The organism is Ruegeria sp. CE9 (genome assembly GCF_056537425.1).
This window is the reverse complement of record NZ_JBQFRO010000019.1, coordinates 14,070-27,256: the sequence shown is the minus strand read 5'-3', so window position 1 is coordinate 27,256 and position 13,187 is coordinate 14,070. Positions and strand designations below refer to the sequence as shown.

Below are 13,187 nucleotides of genomic sequence, written 5' to 3'. Positions count from 1 at the left end.
GATGAAACGCAGCCAAAGGACCAGCCCGTATGGATTTGACCAGAGCATCCGCAAAAGACATTCTTGATGCCTTGTCTAGCCGGCGGCTTTCAGCGGCAGAGCTGATGCGCGCGACGCTGGATCGGATTGCCCAGGTGAATGGTGAGGTCAACGCGATCGTGGCCTTGCAAGATCAGGATGCGCTGATGGCCGAGGCGCAGGCGGCGGATGCCACATCTCCTGTTGGTCCGTTGCACGGACTACCCATCGCAGTGAAGGATCTGGTGAACGTTTCCGGGATTGTTTCGACCCAAGGTTCGCCATTGTTCAAGGATCATGTCCCGAAATCCGATGATCTGCTGGCCGCACGGCTGCGCGCGGCTGGGGCGATCCTGATCGGCAAGACCAACACGCCAGAGTTCGGGCTGGGCTCGCACACGTTTAACCCTGTCTATGGTGCGACCCGCAATCCCTATGATCCGGCAAAGTCTTGCGGTGGTTCTTCCGGGGGCGCTGCCGTGGCGCTGGCGACCGGGATGCTGGCGCTGGCGGACGGCTCTGACATGATGGGCAGCCTGCGCAACCCGGCTGCGTGGAACAATGTCTATGGGTTCAGACCCACTTGGGGGCGGGTGCCGTCGGAACCGGTGGGGGACAGCTACCTGCATCAGTTGTCGACCCTAGGACCCATGGCGCGCAGCCCCGAAGATATCGGGATTCTTCTAGACGCCATTTCCGGACCCGATCCACGGATGCCTCTGAGCACAGAGGTTGAAACCGTATCGCCTGTACGGCCTGCGGATCTGCAAGGCCTGCGCATAGGCTGGCTGAGTGATTGGGGTGGGGCATTTCCTTGTGAGGCAGGCGTGCTCGAACTTTGTCGAGATGCGTTACGAGTTTTCGAGGATCAAGGCGCGAAGGTTGAGCCACTTGCACCGCCCTTTGATGCGGATCTGATCTGGGACAGTTGGATCACCTTGCGTTCGTGGAGCGTTGCAACGGGATTGCAGCCTCTGGCTGATAAGCACGCTCAGCTCAAGGACACAGCGAAATGGGAGCTAGAGCGTGGGCTGTCCTTCAGCGCAATGGATGTGCATCGTGCAAGCGTCATTCGGTCAGATTGGCACCGGCGCGCAGCAGAGGTTTTTGCCGACTATGATGCCTTGGTGTTGCCCGCCGCGCAGGTCTGGCCATTCAAGCTCGAGATCCCATACCCAACTGAAATTAAGGGTTTAGTGATGGATACCTACCATCGCTGGATGCAGGTTGTGACACCGGTCAGTCTGCTGGGCCTTCCCTGTTTGGGGATGCCTGCCGGATTCGGAGCAGATGGATTACCGATGGGGCTGCAACTGTTTGGCCCGCGTGGATCGGATGCGAAAATCTTGTCGATGGGCTCTGCCTATCACGCCGAAACGCATTGGCCACAGAAGCGACCCGCAATGTAGAAGAACCGCCTGGGAGGAGCGTAGAAGGATGGACAAGCCCTTTGGTGTGCCGACATTGAAACCGGTCGATACCGCGATGCTGAAAGAAGCGCTGAGCCGCGCATGGCAGGACTATCGCCGCGCACCGCTCTTCGGGCTTTTCTTCGCCGGTTTTTATGTATTGGCAGGTTGGCTTATGGCCTGGGTCACCCTGAAAACGGGAACATCCTTCTGGCTGGTGCTGGCCGCAATCGGGTTCCCTCTGATCGGCCCGTTCGCCGCGGTGGGGTTGTACGAGGTTTCACACCGTCTGGAACAGGGTGAGCCGCTAAACCCCGGCGCGATATTTGGCGTTGTTGTTCAACAAAGCCGCAGGCAGTTGCCTTCGATCTGCGCCATTATCGTGGTGATCTTCCTTTTCTGGTTCTTTCTAGGTCACATGATCTTTGCCCTGTTCATGGGGCTGTCAACGATGACCAATATCTCAACCTCCTTTGAGGTGTTCCTGACCCCCAATGGGTTAAGCATGTTGGCCTTGGGCACGCTGGTCGGGGCGGTATTTGCGATCATCCTGTATATGATCACTGTGCTTTCCATCCCGATGCTGCTGGATCGTGAGCTGGATTTCGTAACCGCAATGATCTCAAGCTTTGCTTATGTCAAAGCGAACATGAGCGTCATGCTGGGTTGGGGGGCCTTCATCGCCATCGTTACTTTTCTGGCGATGATCCCATGGTTTCTGGGCCTGCTTGTGGTGCTACCGTTGCTTGGGCACGCCAGTTGGCATCTATATCGTCTGATCGCAGCAGATGGCGTGGCAGAGGGTTCGCAGCCTGCATCTGCCTAACGTTGGCTGTTCAGCTTAGGGCGCTTCTTTGCATGGCTTCTTCGGGGGCAACTTGTGTCTGCCGCCTCACTTGCAAGGCGGCAGAAAGATCGTGCCCGAGATATCGCAGACTAAGCGGTACGGCTCCTGGCCTCGGGGTGCCGCCTTGTGCAATCCTATAAACATGACCTGACCAAGTCTGACCTGTGTCTTTAGATGGTTCAGTCAATATCATCATCCTGCAATCCTGTGCGCCCGGTCTGGACATCAGGGCGCAGATCTGGCCACCGATATGGGAAACGATCCCTTGAATTTCCCGCGCTGAGGCCGAGTAATCGGGCATATGCCAACGGGGTTCATAACTGCGTAACAAGGTGCAATGTCGAATGCGGCGGACAAACAGCAACCGGTGTCGTGCTGTGTCGTGTCCCTTTGGGGCGCCTTCGACCAATTGATAAAATCCGGCGGCGAGGGTTTTTTCGGTCCCCGTGGCAAGAAACCTGTCGATGAATTCCGATGCAGGGTGGTGGGCATGCGGTTCAATTTCGTCCAGGGGTTTCAGCAGGATACGCGCGTCTACCCGGAAAAAGCGGCACATCCGGTCCAGCACATCCGGCCTTGGAAAGCTTTCGCCTGCCAAATAGCGATTGAATTGAGTGCGGTTAATGCCCAACTGGCGGCAAAGTTCGGAAATTGATCGGTATTCACGTGCGAGCTGCTTGAGATTGGCACCGAACATGCTGCGCAATTCTGCAGGGCTGCGATTATTGTGGGTCACTTCGATCCAAATTTCCGTTTGTATTTTCAGCAAATAACAGCGCTGGCGGCAGCACTCAGGCCGCAAGCCTTTGAAAAATCGCAAAGATGACCCCAACGGGCACCGCAAGGCGCTCCGCTACCCGCCATACGCTAGTGCGATGACGTGCAAAATCAACAGTATTTTGGCTAATTTGCATGATCTTTTTCATGCTTTGGCTCATACATGAGCTGAGCCGAAACCGCAATTTATGTGTGTAACGCTGCGGAAGGACGCTGAAACCGCCCCGAAATGACAAGCAATCCAGGGCGGGAGGCTATTGCTCAGTCACCACGCAACAATGCGGCAACTCCAGTACGGGCAATCTCAATCAAGCCAAGAGGGCGCATCAGATCGGCAAAGGCATCGATCTTGTCTGGGGCACCCGTGATCTCAAAGATGAACGAGTTTAATGTGCTGTCGACAACATTGGCGCGGAAGATATCTGCCAAACGCAACGCTTCGACGCGTTTGTCGCCTTCACCCACAACCTTGATGATCGCCAACTCGCGTTCAACCGAAGAACCTTCGACCGTCAGATCGTGCACATCACGGACCGAAACGATACGACCGAGCTGAGCCTTGATCTGTTCAATCACCTGCGGCGTGCCGGTTGTGACGATGGTAATGCGGCTGAGGTGCCCAGTATGATCGACTTCGGCCACCGTTAAGCTTTCGATGTTATAACCGCGCCCTGAAAACAAACCGATCACCCGCGCCAATACGCCGGGTTCGTTTTCTACCAACACCGCGATTGTGTGTTGTTCCTGCACGTCCGAGAAGGTCGGGCGCAAGTTATAAGCAGAATGGCGGTTAGAGCCTTTGACGATGTTTAGCGGAGTCATTGGAGGACCTCGTTATTTGTATAAGATTCTGCAGGCTTACGAAGCGTCGCAACCAGCGCATGTACGCACACAGCACAGGCCAGTATCAGGATAGGGGCGAATACAAGGCGCAAGGACAAGATTTCGGTCATTTTGAACAGCACCATATGCGTCGCCGGCCCAATGCCAATCCACATCGCTGCGGCCAGAAGTAGGTGCCATGGTGTGCGCGTCAAAACTCCAGCGCGCAACAGGAACAGAGCCGCGATCGCCAGTAATCCGGCTTCGTAGAACCAGAAGTATGGCGTGGATAGTGAGATGCCGAGGATCAGAACCGCCACGCGCAAATCAAACCCGACCCTTGGGCTGCGCCACGCGACGAAAACCGCGACACCCGCCGAAACAGTCAAAGCCCATTGAATAGCAAGCGCCAAGGGCTCTTGGATACCAATGCTAGCCAGCAGTGAATAAGGGCTTAGCATGACCGTATTAAGGTGGATGGACGATCTTATCTCATCAAAATGAACGCCCATCATGTGACGCATTTCAATCCAATAGTCGACGCCAACGACCAGAGTCGCGAGAACGGATATGACGACAGTTGTGACTGTGGCCGATATGATGGTCCTCCAAGCGCCGCTTGCCAAAAGCGCCAGCGGTATGAGCAGACCGAGCTGAGGTTTCAGAGTCAGCAGTCCAATAAAGAACCCTGCAAGCACATATCGGCCATCCTTAAGAGCGGCCAATGCGGCCAGAAGTCCGGCCGCCCAAAGGGTGGTGGTCTGCCCCATATAGAGGTTGGGTAGCATGGCTGGAGCTAAAGCGAATGCAAACCAAACGGGTATTATTCCGCACGAAAAAGGCCGCACTGCAATAAACATGGCGACAATCGAGATCGCTGTGAAAATCGCCCAGGCGGGCGAAAACGACAATGCCCCAAGTGGTTGTAGCGCGACCAGGAACGAAGGAGGGTAAGACCACGGCATCCAGTCGTCTTCCTTAGAAGCCTCGTGAACTTCGGATAGCCTTTCGATGTCAAACGCGGCAAGCGGGTCACCCAGATGCGCCAGATGCCCTGCCGCCCAGAAGACTTTGAAATCAACCGATAGCGCCATCTTCCCCTGTACAACGACAGCATACCAACCGGAGCCGACCCAGAATACGATCAGGGCCAATACGAAGAGCGGAACAACAAGACCCACTTGCCAGCCGCGACGCCCGGCAAACATCGACAAATTCTCTTTGGGGCTGGGCGCCTTTGTCGAAATCTGACTAATTAGATCACGCATGATCATTCCTTAGATTGGCTCGCCAGTGGCGACCTTATTCTTGACGTTTGACATTGATATGGCAGAGTAGTGGCTAGACGAGCACGCTCCCCTTGCTATCGATCACACCTTGCGTTTCGGCTTCGCCCAGCAGCATTTCGTTATGCGCTTTGCCCGAAGGGATCATCGGGAAACAGTTTTCGTGCTTTTCGACCACGCAATCAAACAGAACAGGGCCGTCGTAGTTGATCATCTCCATGATCGCGTCGTCCAGATCTGCGGGGTCTGAACAGAGGATACCTTTGGCCCCGAACGCTTCGGCGAGCTTGACGAAATCGGGCAGGGCTTCGGACCATGAATGCGAATAGCGCTCGCCATGCAGCAATTCCTGCCACTGACGCACCATGCCAAGGCGTTCATTGTTCAGGATGAACTGTTTTACCGGCAGGCGGTACTGCGCGGCAGTGCCCATTTCCTGCATGTTCATCAACCAGGAGGCTTCGCCGGCAACGTTGATGACCAGCGCATCCGGGTGCGCCATCTGCACACCGATTGAAGCGGGGAAACCATAGCCCATTGTGCCCAGGCCACCTGATGTCATCCAGCGGTTAGGGTCTTCGAACCCAAGATATTGCGCCGCCCACATCTGGTGTTGGCCTACCTCGGTGGTGATGTAGCGGTCATACTTTTTGGTCAGCTCTTCGAGCCGTTGCAGCGCATATTGCGGCTTGATGGTTTTTTCGCTGTTGGTGAAAGCGAGACAGTTGACCTTGCGCCATTCGTTGATCTGGTCTTGCCACTGTTTGACATTCGCCGCGTCCGTTTTGCGTCCGCGGGCTTTCCAGACCTTCAGAATATCTTCAAGCACATGGGCAACGTCGCCGACAATCGGGATATCCACCCGGATCACCTTGTTGATCGAAGACGGATCGATATCCACATGCGCCTTGATCGAATTCGGCGAGAACGCGTCAATCCGGCCAGTGATGCGGTCGTCAAACCGGGCACCGATATTGATCATCAAATCGCAGCCGTGCATGGCCATGTTGGCCTCGTACAGCCCGTGCATTCCCAGCATACCGATCCAGTTCTCACCTGATGCTGGATAAGCCCCAAGCCCCATCAGAGTCGACGTGACTGGAAAACCAGTTGAATCCACCAACTCGCGCAGCAACTGGCTGGCTGCTGGGCCAGAGTTGATAACGCCACCACCTGTGTAGAACACCGGTTTCTTCGCGGTTTCCATGGCCGCGACCAATTCCGTGATTTCTTCCAGATCGCCCTTCACCACGGGCTGATAGTGCGATGTCGACGGTTTGGGGCCGCTATAGTCACCCGTGGCAAACTGAACGTCCTTGGGGATATCGACCAGAACCGGGCCGGGGCGGCCCGAAGTCGCAACATGGAAGGCCTCGTGCAGGGTGCCCGACAACGAGTCGGTGTCCTTAACCAGCCAATTGTGCTTGGTGCAAGGCCGTGTGATCCCAACGGTGTCGGCCTCTTGAAAGGCGTCCGAACCGATCATGAATGTGGGCACCTGGCCGGTCAGGACGATGATCGGGATGGAATCCATCAGCGCATCGGTCAGGCCGGTTACCGCGTTGGTGGCCCCGGGGCCCGATGTCACCAAGGCAACGCCGGGTTTTCCGGTTGACCGCGCATAGCCTTCGGCTGCGTGCACCGCACCTTGTTCATGCCGCACCAGAATGTGACGAATGTCGTTCTGCAGAAAGATCTCATCATAGATCGGTAGGACGGCGCCACCGGGGTATCCGAATACCGTGTCCACGCCCTGATCCTTGAGGGCCTGAACTACCATCTTTGCGCCGGTCATCTCACGTGTCATCTGCTTTGCTCCGTTCGCGACATGTGTCTTGCGTTCTGCCAAAAAAAAGCCCCCGAGATTTTCGGAGGCGCATGGGTTCGATTATGGTTTACCGTTACCGGCCCATGCGCGTGTTTCCTACGATTACGACTAGCGCTTTCATCGCCAGAGGCTCCTTCTTTGCGTGCAGGGACATTATGGTTGAGGGGAAGGGGCGTCAACAGGCAAAAACAAAAATTTTGTAAGTCTGGAGTCATAAATTTTGTCATTTTGTTGCGCAAAATGACGCAGGCTGGGAAATATCCGTGAATTTTGATCGAAATTTGGGGTGTGATCCGGTGATTTCAGGTGGTCCGATTGCGTCAGGTCCATGTCTGAAACAGACCAGAGCAGCGGCTGATGCTGAGGCAGGCTGATGAAAACAGCGCTACATCAGGAGGTCAGACATGCTGCACGATCTTGTGGATCTAGGGCGCTATCCGATCGATCGCGCTGACTCGTACGCCTACAGGCAACTGATCAATGACCTGCGGCGAGATCTGGATGCCGACGGATGCGCAGTTCTGCCCAGTTTTGTTCATGAAGTTGGTCTGGATAAGTTGATCGCCGAGGCTGACTCGGTCGCGCCCAAAGCACATCGGTCATTCAACCGCACAAACGCTTATTTCACGCAGGATGATCCGAGCTATGGCGTCGGGCATCCGATCCGGCGCTTTTTTGACCGGTCGAACGCTTTTGTGCCCGCGGATAACTTTTCTGCCACAAGCCCGTTGCGGCGAATTTATGAGTATGACGGCTTCATGCCATTTATTCGCGATGCTCTGAACGAGTCTGAAGAGCGGTTCTTCCGATACGATGATCCGCTGGCGGATGTAATCATAAATGTGGTCGAGAAAGGCGGAGGTTTCCCCTGGCATTTTGACACCAACAACTACACCGTGACGTTGGCTATTCAGAACGGCGAAGCGGGTGGTACATTCGAATACGCGCCAAATCTGCGAACAAGTGAGGACGAGAACTTCAAAGCGGTCGCTGAAATCCTCGACGGGCGCATGGATCGCGTTCACCAACTGGAGTTAAAGCCGGGTGATCTGCAGATTTTCAAAGGGCGGTACGCGCTGCACCGGGTGGCGCCGGTCGAGGGCGAGCGGAAGCGCTATGTGGGCATTTTCTCATTTGTTGAAACCGAGGGGATGTGCGGCGGGGTTGAGCGCACACGGCAGTTATATGGGCGTGTTCTACCGCATCATTACGAACGCGCCGGGCTGCGCGGGGATGATCTGTTGGACTAAGGCAGTTAGACTGAAACAGTATCCACATGGGAGTCGAAGCTCATGCCACAGATATTGCAACTTACGCCTTTTGTCTTGTGTTCGTCTCTGGATGATCAGATTGAGTTTTATTGCACCCGGCTTGGATTTAGCTGCACTTTCAAGCAAGAGAATTATGCCTTTTTGAGGCTGGGTTCGGTTGCCATACGTCTGTTGGAATGCCCGCCGAGATCAGATGGCAAACCGCTGGGAGACAATCAATCTTTTTACATTGATGTCGATGACATCGATGCGCTTTATGAAGAGTTGAGCGCAGGGCTTGCCGATCTGCCCGAGGGACGTGTGCGCCCGCCATTTGATCAGCCCTATCAACAGCGCGAATTCCACGTGATTGACGAGGATGGGACACTAATCTTCTACGGCCAAGACATTCGCCCGCGTTAGGAAGCGCTCCCGCCCGTCATCAAAGCGCCTTGCGGCGCATCTCTTCCGGTTGGGCAGGGCAGCGCGTGCCGCGCTGCGGTCAAAGCCCGGGGCTGGTGCCCTGCAGAACGCCATGTTCCAGCGCATAGCGGGTTAGGCCAGCAGTGGAAGAGATGCCAAGCTTGCGCTTGATATTCTTGCGGTGCGTCTCAACCGTGCGCACCGAGATATCCAGCGCCAGGGCGACTTCCTTGTTGGATTTACCCTGCGCCAGTTCCAGCAAGATCGTCTGTTCGCGCCCAGTCAGCGCCTCACGCGTGCTGCCGTCTTTCGGTTCCAGCGATCCGCTGGCGCCGGTACACAGATACCGTTCGCCGCGCATCACAGCGTCGATGGCTTGCTTGATCTCTTCGGTGGGAACGTCCTTGAGGACATATCCCTTGGCCCCATGGCTGAGCGCGGTTGAGATGTATTCGGGGCTGTCATGCATCGACAGGATCAGAATGCGGGTTTCCGGCAGACGCTCAAGAATGATCTCGGTCGCGCTCAGCCCGCTGAGGCCGGGCATGTTGAGGTCCATCAGGATCACGTCAGGTTTCAGACGTGTTGCCTGTTCGACGGCCTCTTGTCCGTTTGACAGGGTTCCAACCACGTCGATTTCATCGAAGCTTTCCAGCAGCGATTGAATGCCCTCGGCGACCATGGGGTGATCGTCAACAATGAGGACCCGAACGATCGTATCGGACATCAGAAACCGGCCTTTCGTTTTGGCGTTGGATCTTCCTGTGGTGGCAGCATATGGCTGAGCGGCAGGCTGACTTCAATCGCTGTTCCACCCCGGGAGGACAGAATGCGCAGGGTACCGTCAAGCTGTTCGATCCGCTCTTGCATGTTGCGCAACCCGATCCCGGCGCTGACATGGCCCGGTTCGCTGCGCAGGCCGCGACCATTGTCGGTGACCCGCATTGTGGCCCCTTTCTTGTGACCCCGCAGGTCGATTGTAACACGGGTCGCACCCGAGTGACGCTCGATATTCGTCAAAGCCTCTTGCGCGATACGGTAGAGCGCGATCTTGCTGTCCTGATCCAGACGGTTGCGAAACACCACGGTTGAGAACTCGGTCTCGATCCCGGTACGTTCGCGGAAATCATCGGTCAGCGCTTTGAGGGCAGGGCCGAGGCCCAGATCATCCAGCACACCGGGGCGCAGATCGCGGCTAATGCGACGGACCTCGGTAATGGCAGTTGCAAGATTGTCGATACCCTTCTGCAGAGGCTCTTGCGCTGCTGCATTCTCACCACGCCCCAGCCGTCTCCGGGCGTTGTCCAGCGCATATCGGACGCCAACCAGAATTTGGCTGATACCGTCATGCAATTCCCGAGCCACGCGCCCGCGCTCTTCTTCCTGAGTGTCCAGCACACGCTGGGTCAGTTCCTTGAGCTTGGCGTCGGCGAGCCTGCGTTCGCGAAAATTCAGCAGCATTCCGGACGCGAAAACGACAAGCATGGCGGCCAAAACGATACCGCCAATATAGAGGAACGTCCGTTGCACGCGGGCTTCGACCTCGGCGCGGGCATTTGCGACGGTGGCGACGATGTCGTCGATGAACACGCCCGTGCCAACGACCCAGCGCCAATCCTGGAGGCCAACGACATAGGCGATCATCTGTGCCTCCTCTCCTGTCGAAGGTTTCTGCCACATGAAACTGTGCCAACCTGCGCCCTGACGTGCGAGCGTTATGAACTCGTCCACGATAGGAGTGCCGTCACTGTCGGTAAGATCTGCCCAGTTGCGATTGATGAATTCTGTCTGACGCGGGCTGACAAGGTTGTTGCCGTCATAGTCATAGACAAAGAAAAACCCGTCCTTGCCATAGATCATCGCCGAAAGGATTTGGGTCACCAGAGTTTTGGCGACCTGATCATCAGGCGAGGCGCGACCGTAGATATAGGCAAACCCGTTGCGTGCCTGGGTCACGTAGTTCCGAAGCTCTTCTTTTTTGGCTTCGATCAGGCGTTGTTCGAGGGCCTGTATTTCGCGCTCGGCCGTGGCGCGGGATTGATATGCCACCACTAAGGCAATCGCTGTTACGGCCGCAAGCAGCGGGATCGCCGCAACCAGCGACAGTTTCTGCGCATAGGTCAGCGAGATAAGGTTCCGGAATCCTCCCATGGTCGAATCGATACGCAAGCCGGGGGGAAATTGCAAAAAGATTGGGCGAAACCCGGTCTCAGGTCCCCAGTTTTGATGCTGAGCAGGTTGATTCAGCCTGATTTTTGACCTGCAGCCCCGAAAAACCGACTCGGCTACGTAGTAGTAGGTATTCACATTCCTTTTGGTGGAACTAGGCTGTCGCGCACTGGAAACGATCGGCCCGGCATCACCCGGGTAATGAATATGAAGGGGAGGATCACTCATATGGATCGTCGTAAGTTTCTGAAAACGTCGGCAATGGGCGGCTCGGCTGCTGCAGCCACCACACTGGCAGCACCTGCATACGCGCAGGGCAAGCGTACACTGACCATGGTGACATCGTGGGGCCGAGGCCTTGCAGGCGTTTTCGACAGCGCACAGCGTTGTGCCGACAGCATCACCACCATGTCGGACGGCAACCTGAACGTGGAAATCAAGGCTGCCGGTGAATTGGTTGGCGCGTTCGAGGTATTCGACGCGGTATCGTCCGGTCAGGCTGATATGTATCACGCCGCTGACTATTACTTTGTCGGTCAGCACCCGGGCTATGCGTTCTTTACCGCTGTTCCGTTCGGTATGACCGCGCAAGAACTGGTGAACTGGTACTACCACGCCGGTGGCATGCAGTTGCATGATGAGCTGGGCGAAATCTTTGGCCTGAAATCCTTCCTCGCTGGTAACACAGGCGCGCAGGCGGGTGGCTGGTTCTCGAAAGAGATCAACAGCCCCGAGGATTTCAATGGTCTGAAGTTCCGTATGCCCGGTCTGGGTGGCGAAGCGCTGGGTAAACTGGGCGCATCGGTGCAGAACATTCCGGGATCCGAAGTGTATCAGGCGCTGTCGTCCGGTGCGATTGACGGAACCGAGTGGATTGGCCCCTGGGCTGATGAAAAAGCCGGTTTCCAGGAAATCACCAAGACCTACTACACCGCGGGCTTCCACGAGCCGGGTGCAGGTCTGTCGCTGGCCACTAACCGCGAGGTTTATGACAGCTTGTCGGCCGCTCAACAGAAGATCATTGAGATCGCAGCGGCGGAATGCCACCAGTGGAACCTGGCGCAATTCCTGGCCAACAACGGTGCCGCTCTGGCGCGTCTGCAGGCCGCGGGCGTCAAGGTCATGGAATTCCCGCAGCCTGTTTGGGATGCCTTCGGCCAAGCCAGCCAGGAAGTTCTGGACCAGTACATGGGCGACGAGCTGTTCGCGCGCATCCACGACAGTGCGATGAAGTCGATGGCTGAATCCTCGGCCTGGAACAACCTGTCGTCGGGCGTCTACACCGCAGAGCGCGACCGCGTCCGCGGATAAGCAATTCCGCTTAATGCAAACGGTTCCCCCGCATGTCGGGGGAGCCTTTCCCGTTGCACAAAAGCGGCTAGGACATGCCGCAATAGTCAAACGTGCAACCGATGCGACCTGGGGACAACATGCAGGACGAAAACGGTATCTCGTTCTTCGGCGCCCTGTGGAATGGACTGATCTGGTTCATTCAGAACATTGCCGAAGCCTTCTATAATTTCGGATACGCGATTACGCATCCGCAGCTCTGGCTGGACTGGTCGAACAAAGAAGCGATCATGCGCTTTATTTACTATGGCGGGTCTGTCGAGTTCTTCTTTGTGATCTTCGCGCTGTTTCTGGTGCTGACGGCCATTGGTCTTTACCACCGGAACTTCATGTGGGGGATGGTGCGCGGGCTTGAGGGCTTTGCCAACACGACGGGCCGTTTCTTTGCCTGGGCGGGTTTGCTGATGGTGATCCAACAGATCGTCATCGTCTTCATGCAGCGGGTCTTTACGCGTCCTGATATGTCCTTTGGCTTCGGTATCCCTTTTCAGATGGATATCAGTTGGTTCGCGGAAGAACTTAAACTTTATAACGCGATGGTTGTCTGCCTGTGCTGCACCTACACATTCGTGCAAGGCGGTCACGTCCGCGTTGACCTGATCTATGCGGGCATCAGCCACAAGGCCAAACGCGTTGTTGATATGTGCGGGGCGGTTCTGTTCATGATGCCCATGGCCGTTTTGACTTGGATGTATGGTTGGTTCTTCATGTGGCGGCACCTGATCGTCCCGAAACCTTCGGCAAGTGATACCCTTGACCGTTTGGTAACCAAGTCCCGCGCGCTGCGCTGGAACGTGGAAACCATCGGGTTCAGTCCCAACGGGTTCAACGCCTATTTCCTGTTCAAAATCCTGCTGGTGGCCTTTGCCGCCATGGTGTTCCTGCATGCGATCGCGTTCCTGTACCGCTCGTACCTGGAATACGTGGAGGGACCGGACAGTGTTGGAAAATACCTCGACAAGGACAGCCTTGGTGAGGGTGAAGAAGCCTACGAAGGCGCGCATTAGG

General features: G+C 56.1%; 13 protein-coding genes. 6 read left to right on the top strand and 7 right to left on the bottom strand.

All coding sequences use genetic code 11. The features are described 5' to 3' along the window. The first annotated feature begins 29 nt into the window (after positions 1 to 29). Positions 30 to 1,427: an amidase gene (locus ACR0B3_RS23010; RefSeq protein ID WP_480811098.1), complete on the top strand. Its 1,398-nt coding sequence runs from the start codon at positions 30 to 32 to the stop codon at positions 1,425 to 1,427. Positions 1,428 to 1,455: 28 nt separating this feature from the next. Then, entirely contained in the window at positions 1,456 to 2,253 is a 798-nt protein-coding gene (locus ACR0B3_RS23005) for a DUF2189 domain-containing protein (RefSeq protein ID WP_480811097.1), read from the top strand. Between the two features lie 10 nt (positions 2,254 to 2,263). Here the strand turns inward: ACR0B3_RS23005 and ACR0B3_RS23000 are convergent, their stop codons facing one another. The 5 genes from ACR0B3_RS23000 to ACR0B3_RS22980 all read right to left on the bottom strand — a co-directional run bounded on the left by ACR0B3_RS23000 (position 2,264) and on the right by ACR0B3_RS22980 (position 6,966). Continuing rightward, positions 2,264 to 3,010 carry a helix-turn-helix domain-containing protein gene (locus tag ACR0B3_RS23000; RefSeq protein ID WP_480811096.1) on the bottom strand — a complete coding sequence of 249 codons (747 nt, stop codon included), beginning with the start codon at positions 3,008 to 3,010 and terminating at the stop codon, positions 2,264 to 2,266. A gap of 55 nt (positions 3,011 to 3,065) precedes the next feature. Beyond that, a complete protein-coding gene (locus ACR0B3_RS22995; RefSeq protein ID WP_480683666.1) occupies positions 3,066 to 3,200 on the bottom strand; it encodes a hypothetical protein in 135 nt (44 codons plus the stop codon). Between the two features lie 112 nt (positions 3,201 to 3,312). Beyond that, positions 3,313 to 3,873, bottom strand: a complete 561-nt coding sequence (ilvN, locus tag ACR0B3_RS22990) for an acetolactate synthase small subunit (RefSeq protein ID WP_480811095.1) — start codon at positions 3,871 to 3,873, stop codon at positions 3,313 to 3,315. Then, on the bottom strand, positions 3,870 to 5,141 hold the full coding sequence (locus ACR0B3_RS22985; protein ID WP_480811094.1) for a glycosyltransferase family 87 protein: 1,272 nt from the start codon (positions 5,139 to 5,141) through the stop codon (positions 3,870 to 3,872). The genes ilvN and ACR0B3_RS22985 overlap by 4 nt, the downstream gene beginning before the upstream one ends. Before the next feature lie 73 nt (positions 5,142 to 5,214). Next, complete coding sequence (locus ACR0B3_RS22980; protein ID WP_480811093.1) at positions 5,215 to 6,966, bottom strand: acetolactate synthase 3 large subunit; 1,752 nt, start codon at positions 6,964 to 6,966, stop codon at positions 5,215 to 5,217. Between the two features lie 425 nt (positions 6,967 to 7,391). On the opposite strand from ACR0B3_RS22980, the gene ACR0B3_RS22975 reads away from it, so the two are divergent. Next, positions 7,392 to 8,237: a HalD/BesD family halogenase gene (locus ACR0B3_RS22975; protein ID WP_480811092.1), complete on the top strand. Its 846-nt coding sequence runs from the start codon at positions 7,392 to 7,394 to the stop codon at positions 8,235 to 8,237. A 42-nt stretch (positions 8,238 to 8,279) separates the two neighbouring features. Continuing rightward, complete coding sequence (locus ACR0B3_RS22970) at positions 8,280 to 8,660, top strand: bleomycin resistance protein (protein WP_480811091.1); 381 nt, start codon at positions 8,280 to 8,282, stop codon at positions 8,658 to 8,660. A 79-nt stretch (positions 8,661 to 8,739) separates the two neighbouring features. Here the strand turns inward: ACR0B3_RS22970 and ACR0B3_RS22965 are convergent, their stop codons facing one another. Together ACR0B3_RS22965 and ACR0B3_RS22960 are read right to left on the bottom strand one after the other, a co-directional pair. Beyond that, positions 8,740 to 9,387, bottom strand: a complete 648-nt coding sequence (locus ACR0B3_RS22965; protein ID WP_170683524.1) for a response regulator transcription factor — start codon at positions 9,385 to 9,387, stop codon at positions 8,740 to 8,742. Next, on the bottom strand, positions 9,387 to 10,811 hold the full coding sequence (locus ACR0B3_RS22960; RefSeq protein WP_480811090.1) for a cache domain-containing protein: 1,425 nt from the start codon (positions 10,809 to 10,811) through the stop codon (positions 9,387 to 9,389). The genes ACR0B3_RS22965 and ACR0B3_RS22960 overlap by 1 nt, the downstream gene beginning before the upstream one ends. Positions 10,812 to 11,057: 246 nt before the next feature. On the opposite strand from ACR0B3_RS22960, the gene ACR0B3_RS22955 reads away from it, so the two are divergent. Together ACR0B3_RS22955 and ACR0B3_RS22950 are read left to right on the top strand one after the other, a co-directional pair. Continuing rightward, entirely contained in the window at positions 11,058 to 12,140 is a 1,083-nt protein-coding gene (locus ACR0B3_RS22955) for a TRAP transporter substrate-binding protein (protein WP_170683526.1), read from the top strand. A 119-nt stretch (positions 12,141 to 12,259) separates the two neighbouring features. Next, positions 12,260 to 13,186, top strand: a complete 927-nt coding sequence (locus ACR0B3_RS22950; protein ID WP_170683527.1) for a TRAP transporter small permease subunit — start codon at positions 12,260 to 12,262, stop codon at positions 13,184 to 13,186. Position 13,187: the final 1 nt, after the last annotated feature.